The sequence below is a fragment of the Kribbella sp. CCNWLW201 genome, assembly GCF_037203805.1.
Taxonomy (GTDB): domain Bacteria; phylum Actinomycetota; class Actinomycetes; order Propionibacteriales; family Kribbellaceae; genus Kribbella.
In genome coordinates this window covers 338779-359225 of the sequence record NZ_JBBCBQ010000004.1, presented here as the reverse complement: position 1 = coordinate 359225, position 20447 = coordinate 338779, and the positions used below count along the sequence as shown (strand labels likewise).

The 20447-nt window shown below is 68.3% G+C and carries 21 protein-coding genes; 12 read left to right on the top strand and 9 right to left on the bottom strand.

The genetic code is table 11. The features are described from left to right. The first annotated feature begins 126 nt into the window (after positions 1 to 126). Both V9K99_RS20330 and V9K99_RS20325 read left to right on the top strand, forming a co-directional pair. A complete protein-coding gene (locus tag V9K99_RS20330) occupies positions 127 to 720 on the top strand; it encodes a hypothetical protein (RefSeq protein ID WP_337012605.1) in 594 nt (197 codons plus the stop codon). Then, the gene (locus tag V9K99_RS20325; RefSeq protein ID WP_337012607.1) at positions 717 to 1037 is read left to right on the top strand and encodes a hypothetical protein; all 321 of its coding nucleotides are present in this window, start codon (positions 717 to 719) and stop codon (positions 1035 to 1037) included. The genes V9K99_RS20330 and V9K99_RS20325 overlap by 4 nt, the downstream gene beginning before the upstream one ends. A 59-nt stretch (positions 1038 to 1096) precedes the next feature. Here the strand turns inward: V9K99_RS20325 and V9K99_RS20320 are convergent, their stop codons facing one another. From V9K99_RS20320 to V9K99_RS20310, 3 genes are all read right to left on the bottom strand, one after another. Further along, positions 1097 to 2461, bottom strand: a complete 1365-nt coding sequence (locus V9K99_RS20320; RefSeq protein WP_337012609.1) for an AI-2E family transporter — start codon at positions 2459 to 2461, stop codon at positions 1097 to 1099. Between the two features lie 36 nt (positions 2462 to 2497). Then, complete coding sequence (locus V9K99_RS20315; protein ID WP_337012611.1) at positions 2498 to 3868, bottom strand: glutamate mutase L; 1371 nt, start codon at positions 3866 to 3868, stop codon at positions 2498 to 2500. Between the two features lie 202 nt (positions 3869 to 4070). Then, positions 4071 to 5225, bottom strand: a complete 1155-nt coding sequence (locus tag V9K99_RS20310) for a cystathionine gamma-synthase (RefSeq protein WP_337012613.1) — start codon at positions 5223 to 5225, stop codon at positions 4071 to 4073. A 188-nt stretch (positions 5226 to 5413) separates the two neighbouring features. On the opposite strand from V9K99_RS20310, the gene V9K99_RS20305 reads away from it, so the two are divergent. The 4 genes from V9K99_RS20305 (at position 5414) to V9K99_RS20290 (ending at position 8573) form a co-directional block, all read left to right on the top strand. Continuing rightward, the gene (locus V9K99_RS20305) at positions 5414 to 5995 is read left to right on the top strand and encodes a hypothetical protein (RefSeq protein ID WP_337012615.1); all 582 of its coding nucleotides are present in this window, start codon (positions 5414 to 5416) and stop codon (positions 5993 to 5995) included. Positions 5996 to 6003: 8 nt separating this feature from the next. Continuing rightward, positions 6004 to 7596 carry a hypothetical protein gene (locus V9K99_RS20300; protein ID WP_337322855.1) on the top strand — a complete coding sequence of 531 codons (1593 nt, stop codon included), beginning with the start codon at positions 6004 to 6006 and terminating at the stop codon, positions 7594 to 7596. 160 nt (positions 7597 to 7756) lie between these two features. Beyond that, on the top strand, positions 7757 to 8188 hold the full coding sequence (locus V9K99_RS20295; RefSeq protein WP_337012619.1) for an SRPBCC domain-containing protein: 432 nt from the start codon (positions 7757 to 7759) through the stop codon (positions 8186 to 8188). Continuing rightward, positions 8178 to 8573: an ArsR/SmtB family transcription factor gene (locus tag V9K99_RS20290; protein WP_337012621.1), complete on the top strand. Its 396-nt coding sequence runs from the start codon at positions 8178 to 8180 to the stop codon at positions 8571 to 8573. The genes V9K99_RS20295 and V9K99_RS20290 overlap by 11 nt, the downstream gene beginning before the upstream one ends. A gap of 40 nt (positions 8574 to 8613) precedes the next feature. On the opposite strand, the gene V9K99_RS20285 is transcribed toward V9K99_RS20290, so the two are convergent. The 3 genes from V9K99_RS20285 to V9K99_RS20275 all read right to left on the bottom strand — a co-directional run bounded on the left by V9K99_RS20285 (position 8614) and on the right by V9K99_RS20275 (position 10882). Continuing rightward, entirely contained in the window at positions 8614 to 9861 is a 1248-nt protein-coding gene (locus V9K99_RS20285) for an endonuclease/exonuclease/phosphatase family protein (protein ID WP_337012623.1), read from the bottom strand. Positions 9862 to 9949: 88 nt separating this feature from the next. After that, the gene (locus V9K99_RS20280) at positions 9950 to 10255 is read right to left on the bottom strand and encodes a DUF1905 domain-containing protein (protein WP_337012625.1); all 306 of its coding nucleotides are present in this window, start codon (positions 10253 to 10255) and stop codon (positions 9950 to 9952) included. Between the two features lie 30 nt (positions 10256 to 10285). Next, the gene (locus V9K99_RS20275) at positions 10286 to 10882 is read right to left on the bottom strand and encodes a TetR/AcrR family transcriptional regulator (RefSeq protein ID WP_337012627.1); all 597 of its coding nucleotides are present in this window, start codon (positions 10880 to 10882) and stop codon (positions 10286 to 10288) included. 111 nt (positions 10883 to 10993) lie between these two features. On the opposite strand from V9K99_RS20275, the gene V9K99_RS20270 reads away from it, so the two are divergent. After that, entirely contained in the window at positions 10994 to 13153 is a 2160-nt protein-coding gene (locus V9K99_RS20270) for an MMPL family transporter (protein ID WP_337012629.1), read from the top strand. Between the two features lie 101 nt (positions 13154 to 13254). On the opposite strand, the gene yczE is transcribed toward V9K99_RS20270, so the two are convergent. Next, positions 13255 to 13917, bottom strand: a complete 663-nt coding sequence (gene yczE, locus V9K99_RS20265; protein ID WP_337012631.1) for a membrane protein YczE — start codon at positions 13915 to 13917, stop codon at positions 13255 to 13257. A gap of 62 nt (positions 13918 to 13979) precedes the next feature. On the opposite strand from yczE, the gene yczR reads away from it, so the two are divergent. The 4 genes from yczR to V9K99_RS20245 all read left to right on the top strand — a co-directional run bounded on the left by yczR (position 13980) and on the right by V9K99_RS20245 (position 17672). Further along, complete coding sequence (yczR, locus tag V9K99_RS20260) at positions 13980 to 15410, top strand: MocR-like transcription factor YczR (protein ID WP_337012633.1); 1431 nt, start codon at positions 13980 to 13982, stop codon at positions 15408 to 15410. A gap of 87 nt (positions 15411 to 15497) precedes the next feature. Then, positions 15498 to 16136 carry a peptide-methionine (S)-S-oxide reductase MsrA gene (gene msrA / locus V9K99_RS20255; protein ID WP_337012635.1) on the top strand — a complete coding sequence of 213 codons (639 nt, stop codon included), beginning with the start codon at positions 15498 to 15500 and terminating at the stop codon, positions 16134 to 16136. 116 nt (positions 16137 to 16252) lie between these two features. Continuing rightward, positions 16253 to 16627, top strand: coding sequence for a YciI family protein (locus tag V9K99_RS20250; protein ID WP_337012637.1), 375 nt, complete (start codon positions 16253 to 16255; stop codon positions 16625 to 16627). Between the two features lie 298 nt (positions 16628 to 16925). Further along, positions 16926 to 17672, top strand: a complete 747-nt coding sequence (locus V9K99_RS20245; protein WP_337012639.1) for a hypothetical protein — start codon at positions 16926 to 16928, stop codon at positions 17670 to 17672. Between the two features lie 316 nt (positions 17673 to 17988). Here the strand turns inward: V9K99_RS20245 and V9K99_RS20240 are convergent, their stop codons facing one another. Continuing rightward, positions 17989 to 18684 (bottom strand): alpha/beta fold hydrolase, encoded by a 696-nt coding sequence (locus V9K99_RS20240; RefSeq protein ID WP_337012641.1) that lies wholly within the window; start codon positions 18682 to 18684, stop codon positions 17989 to 17991. A 39-nt stretch (positions 18685 to 18723) separates the two neighbouring features. Then, positions 18724 to 19230 carry a GNAT family N-acetyltransferase gene (locus tag V9K99_RS20235; protein ID WP_337012642.1) on the bottom strand — a complete coding sequence of 169 codons (507 nt, stop codon included), beginning with the start codon at positions 19228 to 19230 and terminating at the stop codon, positions 18724 to 18726. A 160-nt stretch (positions 19231 to 19390) separates the two neighbouring features. Here V9K99_RS20235 and V9K99_RS20230 point away from each other — a divergent pair, with 160 nt between their 5' ends. Beyond that, positions 19391 to 20350 (top strand): hypothetical protein, encoded by a 960-nt coding sequence (locus tag V9K99_RS20230; protein ID WP_337012644.1) that lies wholly within the window; start codon positions 19391 to 19393, stop codon positions 20348 to 20350. The last annotated feature ends 97 nt before the right edge of the window (positions 20351 to 20447 follow it).

Genomic DNA, 20447 nt, shown 5'->3' with positions numbered 1-20447 from the left:
GGCGACCGGTGGGGCCCTTCGCGTTTCGGCCGGCGGTCTGCTGCGTGAGATGGACGCGCGATCTGACCCCGCCCGGCTCTAGGTTGCACTGGCAAGGTGACGCGAGGAGTGACAGGAACAGCCTGGATGAAGACCCTGGACCGTCCGTTGGACGACGACGACCGTGCGATGGCCGACCTCGCCGAGGTACGCGACTGGCGCCGGGTCGGCGGCCCGCATACCGGCGAGACCGGGGCGGTCCCGGTGCGGAAGCTCATCCGGCGGGTCAAGTCCGCCACCGGCTGGCGGCCCTGGCCGGTGGACCGGAAGACGGTCATCGACGACCAACTCGACGGCTGGGGCTTCCTGACCAAACGCAGTACCGAGATGGCCGTGTACGACGACCAGATCCTGCCGCACAGCCCGTTCAGCGGGTGGGTCGCGTTCGCGATCGAGCCCTATGACATCCCCGCCGCGGAGCAGGGCCTGGACGAGCACTGGCCGGTCAAGTTCGACCTGGCCCGCCGGCACTGGGGTCAACCGGCGTACGTCGGAACCGACAACGGCCCCGGGTTCGTCGACGAGTGGTCGCCCGGCTCCGGCAAGGACCGCCGTCATCTCGCGGTCTGGACGCCACCCGGTGCCGAGATCCACCTGTACAGCAACAAGCCGGCCAGGCATCCTTTGTCGGTGTCGGTCGGAATCAACTATGCGGTCTACCTCAACGAGGAGGGGACATGACCACAGCAGCCGCGATCGCGGCCAAGCGGGAGTCCAGGCTCGGCGCCAGGGACGCTTTGGCCAACACGGACACGCCGCCTGGCACCGGCGCGAACAGCAGCGTCTCGCCGGAGTCGCTCACCAGGATCGCCCACGGAGCCGCAGCGGCCGCTGGGCAAGCGTCCACGCCACGTCTTTCCAGCGATCTGCAGAACACCCTCAGAGCCGCGACAACACCGCCGCTGGCGCCGGGGCAGGCCCGCAGCAGCGCCGACGGCGCCAAGCCGGGACAGTCCAGCCAGATCAACCGCGGCAACGGCATCGACGGCCGCAGCTGAAGATAGGAAGGCGCCGCCGAGAGCTTCTCGGCGGCGCCTTTCCATGCCCGGGGACGGGCCTAGCCGTCGACGATCTCGGGTGAGGGGTGTCTGCGCCGGGGTAACTGGCGTCGAGGTGGTTCGGGATCGACGTCGTTGCCGGCCAGGTGGTTCACGATGGTGTTGACGACGGCAGCTGTCGGTACGGCGACCAGCGCACCGACGATCCCGGCCACGATGACACCGGTCGCGATCGCCAGGATGATGGCCAGCGGGTGGACGGCAACCGCGCGACCGAGCAGGAACGGCTGCAGGACGTGCGCCTCGAGCTGCTGTACGCCGATCACCACCGCCAGCATGATGATCGCGATGATCGGGCCCTTGGCAACCAGCGCGACGAGGACGGCGACGACCCCGCTGATCAGCGCACCGACCACCGGGATGAACGCGCCGACGAAGACCAGGATTCCGATCGCGCTGACCAGCGGCAGACCGAGGATCGCCGCGCCCAGCGAGATGCCGATCGCGTCCACCGCGGCGACGACGATGGTGGCCCGGACGAACGCGGTCAGCGAGACCCACGCCTTCCGGCCGGACGAATCCGCCTTCTCCCGGGCCTGCCGCGGGAACAGCCGGACCAGCCAGGCCCAGATCTGCTCGCCCTGGTAGAGGAAGAAGAACAGGCAGAACAGCGCGATGAACAACCCGGCGACGACGTGCGTCGCAGTGCTACCGACCTCGGCCGCTCGCTGGCCGAGTGCACCGCCGGACGTGATCTCTTCGCGCAGCGAGTTGAAGGCGTTGGTGATGTCCTGGTCGTCGAGGCCGAAGTTGATCCGGGCCAGGTCACGGACCTTCTGGACACCTTCGCCGACCTGGGTGGACAGAGTCTCGAACTGACTGGCGATCTGGGTGCCGACCAGGGTCAGCAGGCCGGCGACGAGGACGACGGTGGAGAGCACGGTGATACCGGCCGCCGGGCCGCGCGGGATCCGCAGCCGCTGGAGGCCGTTCGTCACCGGCACCAGCAGAGCGGTGAGCAGTACGCCGACCGTCACCGGGACGATCACCTCGGACAGGTAACGCATCCCGTACCCGATCACGAGCACCGCGGCGACCAGCACCAGGAACCGCCATGCCCAGGCGCTGGCGATCTGCATCCCCGGCGTCACCCCGGTATCCACCCGCCCAGGACTCTGCCTCGGCTGCGCGTCGACCACGTCGGGCTGGCGGACCGCGTCGACCACGTCGGGCTGGCGGACCGCGTCGACCACGTCGGGCTGGCGGACCGCGTCGGCCGCCTCGGGCTGCGCGTCGGCCCCGTGGTCGCTGGGCGCCTCGGTCTCGACGGTGTCGCTGACCTCGTCCAGTACCTGGTTGTCCGCCACCGGGCTCGGGTCGTCGTTCCCGACGTCCGGCACGTCGTCGTCCCGCCCCTTGCTCATCGCACCTCCGCAGCGCTTACTTGCTTGCTGCCGAGACTAGTGCCCGGTCCGGACCGATCCATGAATGCGGGTGGCCAGGCCCTCCGCAGCCTGCAGGTCGAGGTCGGCGAGGAGTCCGACGCCGGCGAGCACGTAGTCCTTGTCGACCCCGATCGCCGCGCGCTCCGGGACCAGCCAGCCCTCCTCCTGCGCGTTCGCCGCCACGGACCCGAGGATCCGGGCCGCGACCTCCGGCCCGTTGTGCCGCAGCACTCCCCCGGATCCGACCAGCAGATCCACCTCGCGCAGATCTTTCCCGGACCGCTCGATCACCCGGCCGCCCGGCCCGAACACGATCCGCTGCCGACCCGCATGCCTGCGTAGTGCGACCGTCGCGGCGATCCGCGCCAGAGTCTCGTCGTACGACGTCTCGATCGCGCTGTCCGGCAGGTACGACGGATCGTCGTGTCTGCGGGCCGCTGCCTGACGCATGGCGTCCTCGTCGGAGATCAATCCAGCCTCGACACCCGCAGCCACCACCGGTACGGCGCTCCACCGCATGCCCAGGTCACCCTCGACTGTCCGTGTCACCGGATGGGTCGCGACCACTTCCCGCCCGAGGCTGGCGTCCTCTGGATCGAGCTCGATCACCGAGTGCACGTCGGTGGTCGCGCCACCGATGTCCACGACCGCCACGTCACCGTGCAACCCGGCCAGCACTTCGACTCCCCGCAGTACGACGTCCGGCGTGGCAGCCCGGACCATCCGCGCGAAGGATGGATCCCTGGACAGGTTCTTGCCGCCGATCACGTGCGCGAGGAACATCTCCCGGATCGCGGCCCGCGCACTGTCCGGCGCGAACACCCCGATCTCGGGTACGACGTTGTCCGCGAGCACATGCGGCACGTCCGCGGCCGCCAGTGTTTCGCGGATCTCCGCCTGCGCGTCGACGTTGCCCGCGACAACGACCGGACGGCGCCACTTGTACTTGGCCAGTGTCGAAGCGGCCTTGAGCAGGACGGCCGAGTTCCCGCCGTCCGTGCCGCCGAGCAGCAGTACGACGTCCGGTCGGTCCTTGCGCAGGTCCTTCAGCGAAGTCGCCGTCAGTCCACCGTTGACCACGGCAACCACTCGGCCGCCGCTGGACAACGCGACCCGGCGGCCGGCTTCGGCGGTGACCAGCTCTTCGTTGCCTACGACACCGATCCGGAGACCGCCGCCGGCACTTGAACAGGCCAGCACGTCAGCTGTGGCGACACCGCGATCGGCTTCTTCGAGGACGGCCCGGCAGGCGTGCCAGCCGTCCATCACGTCGGTGCCGATCGTGGTGCGGTGCTCGGCCCGGGCAACCAGGTCGCCCGAGCCGGAGTCCACCGCGATCGCCTTCGTGAACGTCGACCCGAAGTCGACGGCGACTACGAGGCTCACCAGTCACCCCCGCTCAGCGCCTCACTCACAAAACCTCCCCACCCCACCGCTGCTCCCCCAGCACCCCGCCCGCGCCCATTTCAGGGGTCGACCCCTCAGGTGGTGGGTTTGGCCGCCGTATTTTGGGTCCGCAACCCACAAGCTACGGGGTTGACCCCTGAAATGGGCGCGAGGCGCGGGTGCTTGGTGCTTGACCAACCGATCAGGACATCGCGCGGTCGAGGTCCAGCAGCAGGTCGTCGATCGTCTCGATGCCGACGCTGAGCCGGATCAGGTCGGCCGGCACCTCCAGCGGCGTACCGGCGACCGATGCGTGGGTCATCTTCCCCGGGTGCTCGATCAGCGACTCGACGCCGCCGAGCGACTCGCCCAGGATGAAGACCTCGGCCTTGTTGCAGATGTCGATCGCCTGCTGCTCGCCACCGGCGACCCGGAACGACACGATGCCGCCGTACCGCTTCATCTGCTTCGCGGCGGTCTCGTGACCGGGGTGGCCGTCGATCCCCGGGTAGAGCACCTGGGTGACGGACTGGTGCCGCTGCAGGAACTCGACGACCCGCTCGGCGTTGTCGCTGTGCCGGTCCATCCGGACGCCGAGGGTCTTGATCCCGCGCAGTACCAGCCAGGAGTCGAACGGGCCGGCGACCGCGCCGATCGCGTTCTGGTGGAAGGCGATCTTGTCGGCCAGTTCGGCGTCGCGGACGATCAGCGCACCGCCGACGACGTCGGAGTGACCGCCCATGTACTTCGTGGTCGAGTGGACGACCACGTCCGCACCGAGCTCCAGCGGCTGCTGCAGGTACGGCGACGCAAACGTGTTGTCGACCACCAGCAGCGCACCGGCCTCATGCGCGATCTGGGCGATGAGGGCGATGTCGGCGACGTTGAGCAGCGGGTTGGTCGGGGTCTCCAGCCAGATGACCTTGGTCTTGCCCGGGCGGACCGCGGCGCGGATCGCCTCCGGGTGGGTGACCGCGGCCGGCGTCATCTCGACACCCCAGGTGCCGAGCACCTTGGAGAACAGCCGGAAGGTGCCGCCGTACGCGTCGTCGGGGAACACGACGTGGTCACCGGGTACGCACAGCGAGCGGATCAGGGTGTCCTCGGCGGCGAGACCGCTCGCGAACGCGAAGCCGCGGCTGCCCGCTTCGATCGCGGCCAGACACTCCTCCAGCGCGGTCCGGGTCGGGTTCGCCGACCGGGAGTACTCGTAGCCGTTGCGCAGCCCGCCGACGCCGTCCTGCTTGTAGGTGCTGGTCGCGTAGATCGGCGGCACCACCGCACCGGTGGTGGGGTCAGGCTCGTTTCCGGCGTGGATGGCGAGTGTCTCGAAGCCGTAGTGGTGTTCCTTGTTCACCGGACCAGCGTACGGCCTGGTCTGATCGGCCCGTTCACGCCGTCCACAGCTGAGCTGAACCCGGCTATGTAAGAGATGGATCCAAGTTGTCCACAGCCGCGTCGAACCCGCTGGCATCTGACCCGCGCGGCAGCCTACCGTTGCGGTCAGTCAACGCAGGATCGCAGAGGGAAGGACGACGGGGCCGGATGAAGACACAAGCCAGGCCGCTCGACCAGGACGACCTGGCGATGGCGGACCTCGCGGAGGTTCGGGACTGGACCGCAATCGCCGGTCCGGACAACGACGACTCCGGCCCGCAGGTCGTCCGCGCCCTCGTCAACCGGGTGATGTCGCAGACGCCGTGGCGGCCGTGGCCGCTGCAGCAGGGTGAGGTGATCGCGGCCGAGATGGTCTCGTGGGGATTCACCACTCCCCGCGGTACGACGATGATCGTGTTCGACGGCCTGGTGTTCTCCGACTGCCCGGACAGCGGCTGGTCGGCGTACGAGATCGGGCCGGACGACATCGCCGCCGCCGAGGCCGGGCTGGACGCGCACTGGCCGGAGCACCTCGCGCTGGCGACCCGGCACTGGGGCCAGCCGGACTACGTCGGTGACGACAGCAGCCCTGATTTCGCCGACGAGTGGGATCCCGCGGCCGGAGCCGGCCGCCGGCATCTGGCCGTCTGGCTGCGGCCGGGCGCGCAGTTCCACCTGTACAGCAACAAGCCCACCAAGGACCCGCTGACGACGTCGGTCGGGGTCAACTACGCGGTCTACATCGACTAGGAGAGCCGATGAGCCAGCCTTCCCAGGAGCCGGGCCGGATCCGCCGCATGTCCACCCGCTGGACCAACATGCGGGAGACGCGGCGCGGCACCAAGACGCTCAAGGCCGCCTACGCCCAGGCCGCGCGCGACGCGAAGCGGATGGACCCGATCGTCCGCGAGCGCATCGGCCGCGCCAACATGACCCAGGCCGACCTGCAGCAGTTCGCCGAGGCGCAGGTCGGCGCCGAGTTCAACCCGCAGGTGTGGGAGGGCGCGGCCCAGCGGCTCAACCAGGAATTCGCCGATCGCCGCGAGGCGGCCGGTCCGGAAGCCGCGCCGACGCGTAACCCCATCCGCGCCATCCGAAACCGGCTCGAGCGTCGACGGAACATTAGGCAAGGCACGAAGGCGCTGAAGGCTGCCTACGCCCAGGCCGCGCGCGACGTGAAGAAGATGGACCCGGCGGTACGCCAAGCCATCGGCCGGCAGGGGATCAACCGAGCGGATCTGCAGGCGCTGTCGCAAAATCGGTTGGCCCAGGTCTTCCGACCGGAGGGCCCGATGGGTGGCGGGGCGCAACAACAGGCCCAGCAGCTGGGACAAGGGTCTGGGCAGCAGGCGGGCCAGCAGCCAGACCAGTTCCAGGCGCTGGATCAGCAGCTGCAGCTCGTCATAGCGCAGAACGAGCAGGCCCGACTCCAGGTCGAGGCCCTTCAGCTCCAGGTGCTCCAGGCCCAGCAGCAGGCCCAACAACAAGCCCAGCAACAGATCGACGCCCTCCGGCAACAACTCCAGGCCATGCAACAAGGCCAGGCCGCCCAGCCACCCCAAGCTCAAACCGGCCCGCAGCAGGGCCAGCAACAGCCCCAGACCGCACAGCCCCAGACCGGGCAGCAGCCGCCGACCCCGCCGCAGCCCCAAACCGCGCCACACCAACCACAAACCGCCCAGCCCCAGACCGGGCAGCAGCCGCAGACCGCACAGCCGCAGGTTCCGCTGCCACAGACCGCGCAGCCGCAGGTTCCGCTGCCGGCGCCGGCCGCGCAGGCTGAGGGCCAGGACCCCGCTCAGACTCAGCCTGGACAGGATCCGGCGGACGCCTGGATGGCAACGGGAACCAGCCAACCGATGCAGCAGCCTGTCCCGCAGCAGCCGGCGCCCGGTACACCGCAGCCCGCCCCACAGCAGCCGGCATCCGCACCGGCCGCCGGCTTGGCGTACGACGAGGCCATCCGCCAAACCTTGACGCGCCAGCAGACTCAGGGCCCACAATCCGCTCAGGCTCAGCCTCCACTGGATCCGAGGGTCGCGTACATGACGCAGGGAACCGGCCAACCGTCGCAGCAGCCTGCTGCGCAACACGAGGTGGCCCCTGCGACGGCGGCGGCTGCGTCCAACCAGCAGTGGACGCCCAGCTTTCAGGCGCCCGGCCACGAAAAGAGCCAGGCCGACCTGAAGGCCGAACTGAGTCACGTGAATCGCGTAGCACTCGACGGCACGACTCAGCCCAGGATCCAGACCGGCGAAAAGGCACGCCCCGCCGGCGAGCTGCCACCTGGCAAGGAACCACATCGCTCAACTGGCCCAGCCGCCAACCAGAAACCATCCAACGAACGCTGACCGACACCGCGGACGCCGCCGGCACCCCGGCGGCGTTCCCCATTCCCACACCCTCCCACCACCTCCTCCAGCCTCCCCACCCGCGAGTTGGGGTTGACGCAACCCGGGAGTTGCAATAAATTGAGTGGCAACTGGATGGTTGCTATTTGTGGAGGTTGTGATGGGGTTTCCTGATCGGATCGAGCGGACCGTCGAGATCGCGCATCCTCCGGCGAAGGTGTGGGCCGCGTTGACCACGGCCGAGGGGCTGGGGACGTGGTTCGGGCACCAGGCGACGGTCGACCTGCGGCCGGGCGGATCCGCGCAGATGACCTGGAACAGCGGGGACCAGGCCGAGATGCGGATCGAACGGGTCGAGGAGCCGACCACGTTCGGCTTCACCTGGCACATCTACGGGCTGCCCGCGGACGACCCCCGCCGTACCTATGTCGAGTTCACCCTCGAGCCCGTCGACGCCGGCACGCGGCTGACCGTCGTCGAGACCGGCTTCGCCCAACTGCCAGAGGACGAGTACCGCAAGGCGTTCGAGGCCAACACGCAGGGCTGGACCTCCGAGATCGACGAACTGGTCGAATACCTCGATGCAGCCTGACACTCAGCCGCCCGACCCACGCCCCGCAGCCGCCGACAGCAGCCCGGGCACGGCGAGCCGCGCCGACATGGAGGCGGTCGCGGAGCAGGTGTTCGTCGCGCTTGCCGATCCGAGCCGGCGCAGCATCCTGGCCACGCTCGCCTCGGGCGGCCCGGCGACGGCCACGGACCTGGCGGACCGCCTGCCGATCACCCGGCAGGCGATCGCCAAGCACCTGGCGCTGCTGGCCGACGCCGGCCTGGTGACAGCCGAACACGGAGAGCGGCGCCGAGTGCGGTTCCGTCTGCACTCCGCGCCGATGCAAGTGGCCCAGCAGTTCCTGGCGGCCATGGCCCGCGACTGGGACAGCCGCCTGGACGCCCTGAAGGATCACCTCGAGAGCTGACCGGGCCTAGCCGGCCTCGAACCGGCTAGGCCCGACCGCCTCAGTGCCAGCCCGGGACGCGGATGTCGACCCACACCAGCCGATGGTCGCTGGTCGGGAACGGGAAGACTCCGGTCAGCCTGAAGAGCGGATCCGCCTGAACCGGCCAGAACACACCCGCACCCTGGGGCTTCAACTGGCGCGACGGCAACACGTAGTCCGCGCGCAGGTTCCCGGGCGCCGGGTTGTCCGCGAAGTCGGCCGTGTCGTACTTCGGATCGCCCTCGTGCGACGCGTTCGCCCCACCCTGCAGTACGGCGGCCTCCGCCGCACCGGCCGAGGTCGGCAACGGGTCGATGATCCGCGGGTGCTCGATCAACTGCTGGATCGCACCCGGCACCGAGTCGCCGTCGACCGGGTCGCTGTTCTGGTCGCCCGCGATGACGAACGCGCTGCCCGGCCGCAGACCGCCGTACCTGCCACTGTCGTCATAGATGTACGACGACCGAGCGCCAGGCTGCACGTAGTCCGCCCAGAACCGGATCTCGTCGTGGTTCCGCCGACCGTTGCGGTCCTCGGCTCCGTCGAAGGTCGGCGGTGTCGGGTGGGACACCAGGAAGTGCACGGTGCGCTGGCCGATCTGGATCGGCAGATCCCAATGCGACTTGCTGGACAGCCGGAAGACATCGAGCTCGGCCGGCGAGTACCAGTCGGCGGGCGCCGGTGTCGCCGGGTCGTCCGGCAGCAGCGCGCCCGGCATGTCCTTCCACTTGAACAGCTGGAACGTCCGCACCTGACTGGTGTCGATCGGGTAGCGCGAGTACACGACCATGCCGAACTGGCCCTCGAACACCCCGAACCCGAACGCGTCGTCACCACCCGCGATCCGGCCGTCGTTGTTCAGGTCGAAGCCGCTCGGGATCCCGGTGTTCGACGGAGCGACGTACACGTACGGATAGTCGATCGGCGCGGCTCCACCCTGCCCGACCGCCAGGTAGTTGGCCCGGAACAGGTTGGCCGCCTGCTGGTTCGGCACGAAGTCGAACTCGTTGATCAACAGCACATCCGGCCGCGTCCGCTGAATCACCTCGGCGACAGCCTTGGCCTGCGCATTGCCGCCAGTACTCAGATCCGCGACCAGCTGCCCGGCCGCACCCCGGTTCAGGCTCGCGTTGTACGTCGCGAACCGCACCGACTCATGCCCACCGCCTCCGGCCTCGGCTCCAACCGCACTCCCCGGCGCGCCAACCGCCGTACCAAGACCAAGAACCACCCCAAGCGCGACGACCAGCCCACGCGACCTACGCATAACACCCCTCCACTCAACGGATCCCCAAACGCTAACCACCCCACCGTCTCCCCATCTGAACCCCAAGTGAACTCTCCAACCCACCCAACTACTGCGGGACGTCGGCAAGGGTGAGGGTTGTGTGGACTGGATCGCCTGGGGTGAGGTGTTCGGCGGTGCGGACTGGTTTCTTGACCGGTAGGAGGTAGGTGCCGGACTTGCTGTCGGGGAAGACCGAGGTCTGCCAGGTGGTGGCGCCGATGGTGGCGGTGACGCGGACCGAGCCGAAGCCGTGGCGGGTGGCGGCGGAGAGGTGGGCGATGTCGTCGCTGATGTCGGCGGGCACCGAGATGAAGTGCCAGCCGCTCTCGCCCGGATACAGCCACAGCGGCGCCGAGAACTTGAACGTGCTCACGGGCCTGACCGTAGCCCGCACCACCGACAACTAGGCGTGGTCGGTAGGTGTGCCGCGGCGGGAGAGGATGGCGGTGGCGGCGTCGATGAGGACGGCGCGGATCTCGGCGTCAGAGACTCCGAGGTCGAGTTCGACCGACATGGCGGCGCCGACGGTTTCGACCGCGGCGGCGGCGCGGAGGCGGTCGGCGGGGGACGGGTCCGGGCCGGCCAGCCAGAGCTGGAAGCGCCGGCTCTGCGCGATCAGCTTGTCCAGGTCGTCCCCGAACGCGGCCAGTACGGCGGCGATGTCGCGGAGCAACGTGGGCCCGGTCGACCGGTGGGCGATGACGACGTCGACGTACGCGCCGAGCAGTTCGCGCTCGGACTCCGGCGACCACGGCACGACGTCCACCAGGCTCAGGACGCGGGAGATGTCGTCCAGGAAGGTGCCGACGATCGCGCGGAGCAGGTCCTGCTTGGACGAGTAGTGGTAGTACAGCGACGCCTTGGTGATGCCGACCTGCTCGGCGATCTCGCGCAGGCTCGTCTTCTCGTATCCCTGGGTCGAGAACAGCGCGACCGCCGCCCGGTGGATCTCGGTCTTGGTGTCTCTCACCCGCTCGCGGGGATTCGTCGCGTGCTGCACGTGACCACCCTCTCATTGATCCCACAACCGGGTCCGCTTCACGTACCTACCGGTCGGCAGGTAGTCTACCAACTGACCGGCAGGTAGACAGATCCTCAGGAGGGGCTCGGGGTGTTCACCAAACTCGGACGATTCGTCGTCCACAACCCGTGGAAGGTGATCGCCGCCTGGGTGATCGCGGCAGTCGCCGTGCTCGCCTTCGCGCCGACACTCGCCGACGTGACGAACAAGGACCAGGCAGCCTTCCTGCCCGACAAGTACGAGTCGGTGCAGGCGCAGAAGCTGGCCGCGGACGCCTTCGGGCAGACCAACGACGCGACCGCGAGCATCGTGGTCAAGCGCAGCGCGGGCGGCGAGCTGACCGCGGCCGACCAGGCCAAGGTGACCGAACTCGCCAACAAGATCACCGCCGCGAAGATCGACCGCGTCACCGGCGCTATCACCGGTCCGCAGGCGGTCTCGCCGAACAAGCAGGTCCAGATCGTCAGCGTCGGCCTCAAGGGCCTGCCCGACGACCAGGCCGTCCTGGACGCGGTCCAGACGATCCGCGACGTGACCGGCCCGGCCCTGTCCGGCAACGATCTCGAGTACGGCGTGACCGGCGACGCCGCGCTGTATCTCGACAACCAGGACGCCTTCGAGAACGCGTTCGTGGTGGTCGGTATCGCGACCGTCGTCCTGATCATCGGCCTGCTGCTCGTCATCTACCGCAGCCCGGTCGCCGCGTTCCTCCCGATCCTCACGGTCGGTCTGGTCGCGTCGATCGCACCCGGGCTGATCGCACTCGCCGCGAAGGCGTTCGACCTGCAGGTGACCCAGGATCTGCAGACCATCCTGACTGTCGTGCTGTACGGCGTCGGGACGGACTACATCCTGTTCCTGCTGTTCCGCTTCCGGGAACGCCTTCGCGCCGGCGAGCAGCCGAAGGAGGCTCTGGTCAACGCGACCGCTCGCGTCGCCGAGGTGATCGTCTCCGCGGCCGGTGCGATCGTGGTCTCCTTCAGCGCACTCCTGCTGGCCGTCTTCGGTGGGTTCAAGAGCCTCGGCCCAGGCCTGGCGATCGCAGTGGCCGTGATGGCGTTCGCGGCGATCACCCTGATTCCGGCCGTCGTTTCACTGCTAGGCCCGAAGGTGTTCTGGCCGTCGAAGTCCTGGCAGAAGACGCCGAAGGGCGCGATGTTCAAGCGGTTCGGCAGGTTCACCGCGCGGCGCCCGGCCCTGGTCGCGCTGGCCTCCGGCGGCATCATGGTCGCGCTTGCGCTCGGCACGCTGGGGATGAAGGTCGACTACGACGCGTTCAGCCAACTCCCCGACGGCACCGAATCCTCCCGCGCCATCAAGGACCTGCAAGCCGGCTTCCCGGCCGGCGCGCTCAACCCCACCACGGTCTACGTCCGCAGCACCGACGGTACGGCGCTCGATCCGGCCGAGCTCACGACGTACGCCGGGAAGCTCGCCAAGGTGGAAGGTGTCGGTGCCGTGCTCCCGGCCGGTGCGGACGGCAGTCTGGCGTTGCTCAACCCGGACAAGACGGTTGCCCAGATCAACGTCGTACTGGATGACCCGCCGTACGCGACGTCGGCACTGGATCTCGTCGACGGGAAGTTGCGCGACGCCGCGCACGCCGACGCGCCGGACGGGACAACCGCGCTGCTCGGTGGGGTGACCGCGAGCTACACCGACATCCGGGACGCGAACAGCCGGGATCTCTCGGTCATTTTCCCGGTCGCCGGCGGGCTGATCGCGATCATCCTGGCGCTGCTGCTGCGGTCGCTGCTGGCCCCGATCGTGCTGATGCTCGCGGTGGTGCTGAGCTTCTTCAGCTCGATCGGCGCGACGGTGTTCGTGTTCCAGGGCATCGCCGGGCACGCGGGGGTGACGTTCTCGCTGCCGATCATGCTGTACCTGTTCGTCGTTGCCATCGGCACCGACTACAACATCCTGATGATCGCGCGGCTGCGGGAGGAGGCCGAGCACGGCACCGAGCCGCGGGAGGCCGCCGACCTGGCGATCGAGCACGGCGGTCCGTCGGTGGCGGCGGCCGGGCTGATCCTGGCCGGCACGTTCTCGTCGCTGATGCTGGCCGGGATGGCGCTGCTCACCGAGATGGGCTTCTCGGTCGCGGCCGGCATCGTGATCTCCGCGTTCCTGATGTCGATCTTCCTGGTCCCGAGCGTCACCGCACTGCTCGGACACCGGGCCTGGTGGCCGCGCCGGATCAAGTCGGGGTCGACGGCACCCGAGGAACGTCAGCTGGAACCCGTCGGCTGATCGTCCAAGTCCGCAGGCTGAGGGGTCCTGCGAAACGAACGGGTCCCGGGCCAACTACCCGGGACCCGTTCATCTGTTCAGAAGCTGTTTGACCAGCGGTTCTATTCAGCGGTCTTCAAGCGGACCGTGAAGATCGGGAGGAGGAAGTGGACGAGTGGTCCGATCGAGAGGGCGTAGACGACGGTTCCGATGCCAATCACGCCGCCCAGCAGGAATCCGGCCGCGAGCACGGTCACCTCGATCGTCGTCCGGACCAGGCGGACGCTGAGGCCGGTACGTCGTACCAGACCTGTCATCAGACCGTCGCGCGGACCGGGGCCGAACTGCGCGCCGATGTAGAGCGCACCCGCGAGCGCGTTGACCACAACACCGGCGACCATGAACACGATCTGGAGCCAGAGCTCATCCGGCCGATCGACCGTGGCCAGCGTCAGGTCCGTCACCAGGCCGATCACGATCGCGTTGCTGATCGTGCCGAGCCCGGGCCACTGGCGCAGCGGGATCCAGGCCAGCAGGACGACGAAGCTCATCGCGATCACCACCGTGCCGAAGCTCAGCGGCAGGTGCTGGGTGATGCCGGAGTGCAGGACATCCCACGGGTCCAGGCCGAGGTTGCCCTGGATCATCAGGCCCATCGAGGCGCCGTACAGGGTCAGGCCGACGTACAGCTGGACCAGGCGACGGGGAAGGTGGCCTGCTTTCAGCTGCTGGATCGGGTTCAGCGCGGCGAGTTGGCGGGGTGGGGCTGCGGAAGTGGCGGTCACACGTTTCAGTCTGCGGGTAAGTGGCCTGGTATTCGATAGCCAATTGAGGGATAGTGGACTGCATGAACCTTCCGGCGAGCACACTGTCCGGCCTGCTCGGCTCCTGGTCCGACGGCGCCGGACCGGCGTACCGGCTGCTGGCGGAGCGGCTCCGGCTGCTGATCGCGGACGGGCGGATCATGCCCGGCTCGCGGCTGCCGAGTGAGCGCGAGTTGACGGACGCGCTCGGAGTCAGCCGTACGACGGTCGCCTCGGCGTACCGCGAGCTGCGCGACAGCGGCTATCTACTGTCGCGCCGCGGCTCGGGAAGTGTGACCGCTCTCCCGTCGAAGATCGAGCCCGAGCTCGGCCGGCACCACGCTCCGGGGATCGACACCGACGGCCTGTACGACTTCACCTGCGCCGCGCCTAGCGCCGTACCAGGGATCACCGCGGCGGTGGCCGAAGCCACGGCCGACCTGCCGGTGCACCTGGCGACACCCGGGTATCACCCGCAGGGTCTGCCGGTACTACGCGAGGAGATCGCGGCCGCCTACGAGGAACGCGGGCTGCCGACGTCTCCGGACCAGATCATCGTGACCGCGGGCGCCTTGGCGGCGACGTCGATCGCGGTCCGGGCGTTCACCCAGATCGGCGACCGGGTGCTGACCGAGAGCCCGACCCACCCGAACTCGGTGGATTCGATCCGGCGCAGCGGTTGCCGGGTGGTCGCCGTACCGATGAATCCCGGCGGCTGGGACCTTCCTTTGCTGGAGGCAACAATCAGGCAGTCGTCGCCGCGCGCTGCCTGGCTGGTGGCGGATTTCCAGAACCCGACCGGATGGTTGATGCCGGCAACCGATCGGCAGCGGCTGGCGATCGCGTTCGCCCGCAGCCGGACGACGGCGATCGTGGACGAGACACTGTTCGAGCTGTCGCTGGACGGGCAGGAGATGCCGCCGCCGTTCGCGTCATACGACCCGGCCGGGGTGATCACAGTCGGCTCGGTGAGCAAGTCGTTCTGGGGCGGGCTGCGGATCGGGTGGATGCGCGTGCCGGAGACGCTGGTCGCCCGGGTGCTGGACGCGCGCGCGTCGATGGATCTGGGGGCGCCGGTGCTGGAGCAGTTGGTGGTCGCGAGCCTGCTGCGACGGCGGTCGGAGATCCTGCCCGAGCGCCGGCTCGAGCTCGCCCGGCGGCGCGACGCGTTGGCTTCGGCACTGTCCGAGTTCCTGCCGTCGTGGCGATTCCAGATGCCGGGCGGTGGGTTGTCGCTGTGGTGCGAGCTGCCTGAGCCGGTCGGGTCGTCGCTGGTCGGCGTGGCGCAACGCAACGGCGTACTCCTGGTCGCCGGCTCCCGCTTCTCCCCCGACGGCGGCCTGGAATCCTTCATCCGCCTCCCCTTCACCCTGGACCCGGATGCATTGCGTGACGGCGTCCGCAAACTGGCCACGTCGTACGCCGCCCTGACGACAGGCCCCCCACTACGCCGCCCCACCACCATGATCGCCTGACGTTCGCTTCCCGTAATCGGGTGGGGGAAGGTTCGCCCTTAGGGCGGCGTTGGGAGACTATGAGAGTCATTCTGCGAGAGGCGTGAGATGTCGTTCTTCAAGCGCAACACAGCCCTGGTCGAGCCCGAGGCCGCTCTGCCCGGCCGGCCTTCGCCCGGTTTCGCCGTACCGGACGAGAACATTGTTCTCGGTACGCCGCAGACCGCCGCCGCGCCCGAGGGGTTCGAGGAGGTCTGGTTCGGCACCGGGTGTTTCTGGGGCACCGAGGAGATCTTCTGGCAGCAGCCCGGGGTCTACACGACCGCCGTCGGCTACGCGGGTGGGTACACGCCCAACCCGACGTACGAGGAGGTCTGCACCGGCGGCACCGGCCACACCGAGGCGGTCCGGATCGTCTACGACCCGGCCAAGACCACCTTCACCGACCTGCTGAAGGTCTTCTGGGAAACCCACGACCCGACCCAGGGCATGCGCCAGGGCAACGACCTGGGCTCCCAGTACCGCTCGGCCGTCTACTACACCACCGACGCCCAGCGCGCCGAGGCCGAGCGCACCCGAGACCTCTATGCCCCCGTCATCAAGCCCCTCGGCTACGGCGACATCACCACCGAGATCGCCCCCGCCACCACCTTCTACTACGCCGAGCCCTACCACCAGCAGTACCTCCACAAGAACCCCAACGGCTACCGCTGCCACAGCAACACCGGCGTACCGTTCCCCGAGTGAGCCGAGCGAGCCGTTCGAGGACCTGCTGAACGGCTGGAATGTCGAGAGTCGTGGGTCGGCCCCGATGTAGCTGCGAGAGGGCCGACCAGCGGCTGCTCCGACGTTAGGGATCTCTGATGAAGTACGTCGTACTGATCCACTCCAGCCCGCAGCCGTGGGGTCACCCGACCGGCGACACCGTGGCCGAGCACCAGGCCCTCCCCAAGGCCGAACGCGACCGGCTGAACTCGGACTTCGAGAAGCTCTTGAGCGAGCTCCAGGCCAACGGCGAACTGCTCGGCGGCGAGGCCCTGGGCGACCCGGCAACGTCCCGCCTCTACCGCTACTCCGGCCGCCCGGTCGTCACCGACGGCCCGTACTCGGAGTCGAAGGAACACCTGGCCGGTTTCTTCCTCATCGACGTCGACACCTCGGACCGCGCCGACGCCGTAGCCCAAACCTTCGCCGGCCCCGGCGAAACCATCGAACTCCGCCCGATCCACGTCTTCTGAAATCCCTGGCCGGGCCAGTACGTCTCTTGACGGCGGCCCCCACACCGGTTGGTGGGGGCCGCTTTCGTTTGCAGGAAGTGGCAAAGGATGGCGGTTTGGTCCGGAGGGGGCGCTATCGTCTGCGGTCCGGGGTTGAGGATTGTGGAGGATGGGGCGGAAGGGCGTGCGGCGACTCGGGTTGGTTCTGGGTGGGGTTGGAGTGTTGGTGGCCAGCGGGTTGCCAGGGCCGGCGCAGGCTGCTGTTGCCGATTCGGTGCCGTGCATCAATCGGATTGTTTGGACTGACAGTGCGAACGCCGTGCAGGAGGCTGACATCCTCGCTGCAAGGCCGCCGCGAGTCTGGGATCGCTATCAGCTTGCGCAGTTCGTGCCGGTCCGGGCGATGTCCACCTGGTACATGTCGACGACGCGTCAGGGTGAGCAGTACTCCTATGGGATGCTGCTGCAGGGCGGGAACCTGTACCGGCACTCCACCATCACCCCGCCGGGTAGCCGGGCACGGGTGACCGCGACCAAGCTCGGCGGCGGGTGGACGAGCTTCAAGTCGATCGCCACGTCGAACTACACCGACCCGCTGGGTCGCAAGCATTCGTTCCTGTACGGCCTGAACACCAACGGGAACCTCTACCGGTACGCGGCGAACGGTACCGGCTATAAGGCGTACGGCTCGTTCGGTGGGTTCAAGAGCTTCAAGGCGATGGCGATGATCAGCCAACAGCCGACGTACGACACGCTCCTGATGACGACCACCGCCGGGGCGCTCTACACAATCCACATCCCGACCACCGCGACAGCGAAGCCGGTCGTCAAGCTGATCCGCAGGTCCGGCTGGTCCTCCTTCGAGTCGCTCCTGATCGAGCACTGCGGCAACAACTACGGGTCCGTCGTCGTGGGCATCGACCACAACACCGACTCCGGCTACCAGTACGCCTTCAGCAGGGCCAATGGCACGGCGACCGCGATCACGTCGTACGGCAGGATCCCGGTCGCCTTCACCAGCGCAGTCCACGCCTCCCGCACCAACGCCTGGCTGGACGGCGAATAACCGGGCCAAGCAGCACGCACCTTGCCACCCGCGCCTTCTATCGCCTAGTTGAGGCACTAGTGCCGCATCCAGAAAGGTTGAGGTTGTCACTGGTCCGGTCTGATTGGTGCAGTTCGACAGGAGGTGTCCGGCAATCGAGTCGGATACCCGGTGGGTTCAGCCGGGGAGTGGTCGGCAGTGGGCGTATACGTCCTGTCGATTTGTCCCTCACCGAGCGGCACCGCGGCTGAAACACGCGTGCCGGGCCAGGTCAGGTGGAACGGGTTACGACCCCAACTTTCCTTGACGCGGCACTAGTACTGCGGAGGAGCAGGCATCAGGTCTGCTCCTCCGGATTCCTGGTAGCCGGTGGCAGGGCGTTGAGGGCGGCGGCGAGGCTGTGTGGGTCTCGGCGGGCGATGTTGTGGCCGACGGGGATTTCGTGGACCCGCCAGGCTGGGTCGTTGCGTAGCTGTTCGGTCAGGGGCACGAACGGGCTTCCCGGCCACGCGCCGCCGCTGATGAATGTTCGGCCGGGCGTGTGGCTGGGGTTGGCTCCCAGGCTGATCGTCTGGACGAAGCTCGGCAGTGGGTGCGGGCGCGCGCGAGGGTCGAGCCCATCGGGGACTGCGACCCATCGACCGTCCGCGCGGGCGCCGGCTATGAACAGCTCCCGGAAGGTGTCGCTGGTCAAAGACCAGCACGAATCCCCGTCGTCCGGGACGTAAGCGTCGATGAAGACGAGCTGATCGAGGCGGTCGCCGAGCCGGTCCGCGACACCGGCGATCACCATCCCGCCGTAGCTGTGCCCGCACAGCGCGAGGGGCGTTCCGTCGCTACGGTCAATGATCTCGGCGACCTGGTCGATATGGGTGTCGAGGTTCGGAGGACGGTCCACATCGACTCGACCGTCCAACTCCAACCCTGACAGGGTCACCGCCTCGACGTGATGACCGTTTTGGCGAAGCTCGGCGGCCACCGAGTCGAACACCCATCCGCCTTGCCAGCCACCCGGCACCATCACGAACTTCACCGCGTCATCCTAGGCCCGATGAATAGCCGCTGAGGTGCATCAGTCGCGCAGGGACTTGGTGAACATCAGGATGGCGTCGTCATCGTTTCGGACCAGCTCGCCCGGCGGGACCTGCTCGAGGTTGTAGAGGAGCCCGCGGCCGTCCGGGATGTAGCCACGACGTGCGTACATCCGTTGCGCCGTACCGTAATCGGCGTACAGGCCGACGCCGATCGCGACCACATCGGACCGCTCGGCAACCAGCGCCTCGGCCGCGTCCATCAGCCCCGTACCGATCCCCCGCCGGCGGAACTTCGGCAGCACATTGAAGTCCTGGATCTCCGGGATCCCGTCGAACGGCTTGTACGGCGACTCCCACCGCACGGTGACGTATCCGGCGTACTCGTCGTCAACCGTCGCCACCAGCACGCTACGCACCCCGGCCCACTGCTCCGCCAGATACTTCTCGTACTGCGACACCGGCTTGGTCCAGCCGATTGCGGTCATCGCCCCAGAGATCACCTCGGGATCGTCGTCCCGCAGCGCCCTGATCGCGTAACCGCCCACGAGAACCCCTCCCACTCCCGGCATCCAAACGCTCGCAGGCTAACGCTCCGACATCGCCAGGTCACCCGGTTTGCCAGGCGTCAGCCGGCGGGTAGGCAGGTGAGACGTAACGCCGGAGGGGGTCAGGACGATCCAGAGAGTGGGCTGAGGAGGGGGCAGGATGAGGCTGGGGATCCCGCTGGTGTTGGTGGGGGTGCTGTTGGCCGGCTGTACGTCGGCGAGCGATCGTGGACCGGCGACGTTCGTCGCGGACAGGCAGGATCAGCTCTCGATCGTTCAGTGGGCCGAGGGCGAGGACGGCGTACTCACGGGGACCTATCAAGCGGTCTCGGCGTCGGACAAGGCTGACGGGCCGCCGACCGAGACGTCGAATGCGAGCATCCGGGGCCACCTCACCGACGGCGCGGTGGATCTGACCGTCGATGGGCTCACCACGATCACGGGGACGTTGTCAGGCGACACGTTGACGCTGGCGGTCCCACAGACCGGCGGTGGGGTCCGAAACGTCGCCTACCATCGGTCGACGATCGAGGCCTACAACCGTGCAGTTGAGGCTCTCGCGACGCGGGTCTCGACCGATCGTGCTGAGCAGGCGCAGGCTGCCGCAGACGCCAGTGCTGCGGAAGCCCTGGCGCGGGAAGAGCAATCGCTCGCCGAGAGCGTCGGCACAGTGCCCAGGCGGACCAGCGCGGTCAAAACGTCGGCCGGCGGGCTGACGGCCGCCGTCGGAAAGGTGCAGGCGGCTCTGAAGCTACAACGTGCGGCTCTCGCGGCGGTGAAGTCGGCGGAGTGCATCGACGTCGGCACGAAGATCAGTGACGAGGGCGCGGCGTACAGCGACTTCATGGCCACGCAATCCGACTTCGAAGCCGCGGCCACCGACCTGGCCAGCGCCGAGCAAGACCTGACGATCGCGATCACCTCGATCCAGGAGTCCGCTCAGAGCGTGCAGGCGCAAGGCGGCACCCTGCCTGATCTCGCTGGCCTCTCAGGGGCGAGGCAAGTGCTTCGGAACGCAGCCACGACGAAGACGAACGCGACCGCGACGGTGAAGCTTTTGACAGCATCCGCCGAGCAGGTCGACGCAGCCGCCAATGCCCTGATGAGCCGAGCCTGCTGATCACCTCGACTCCAGGGGGTCCTCAGATCGACTGCTGGAAGCTAAGGTGACGTGGGGGTGGTGAACTACCAAACCCGTTGCTGACAAAGGGTTTCGC

Coding starts and splice junctions, on each gene's coding strand:
- V9K99_RS20295 (WP_337012619.1), top strand. CDS start 7,757: ATGGGGTTTCCTGATCGGATCGAGCGGACCGTCGAGATCGCGCATCCT.
- V9K99_RS20250 (WP_337012637.1), top strand. CDS start 16,253: ATGAAGTACGTCGTACTGATCCACTCCAGCCCGCAGCCGTGGGGTCAC.
- V9K99_RS20230 (WP_337012644.1), top strand. CDS start 19,391: ATGAGGCTGGGGATCCCGCTGGTGTTGGTGGGGGTGCTGTTGGCCGGC.
- V9K99_RS20285 (WP_337012623.1), bottom strand. CDS start 9,861: ATGCGTAGGTCGCGTGGGCTGGTCGTCGCGCTTGGGGTGGTTCTTGGT.
- msrA (WP_337012635.1), top strand. CDS start 15,498: ATGTCGTTCTTCAAGCGCAACACAGCCCTGGTCGAGCCCGAGGCCGCT.
- V9K99_RS20320 (WP_337012609.1), bottom strand. CDS start 2,461: ATGAGCAAGGGGCGGGACGACGACGTGCCGGACGTCGGGAACGACGAC.
- V9K99_RS20305 (WP_337012615.1), top strand. CDS start 5,414: ATGAAGACACAAGCCAGGCCGCTCGACCAGGACGACCTGGCGATGGCG.
- V9K99_RS20300 (WP_337322855.1), top strand. CDS start 6,004: ATGAGCCAGCCTTCCCAGGAGCCGGGCCGGATCCGCCGCATGTCCACC.
- V9K99_RS20330 (WP_337012605.1), top strand. CDS start 127: ATGAAGACCCTGGACCGTCCGTTGGACGACGACGACCGTGCGATGGCC.
- yczR (WP_337012633.1), top strand. CDS start 13,980: ATGAACCTTCCGGCGAGCACACTGTCCGGCCTGCTCGGCTCCTGGTCC.
- V9K99_RS20290 (WP_337012621.1), top strand. CDS start 8,178: ATGCAGCCTGACACTCAGCCGCCCGACCCACGCCCCGCAGCCGCCGAC.
- V9K99_RS20325 (WP_337012607.1), top strand. CDS start 717: ATGACCACAGCAGCCGCGATCGCGGCCAAGCGGGAGTCCAGGCTCGGC.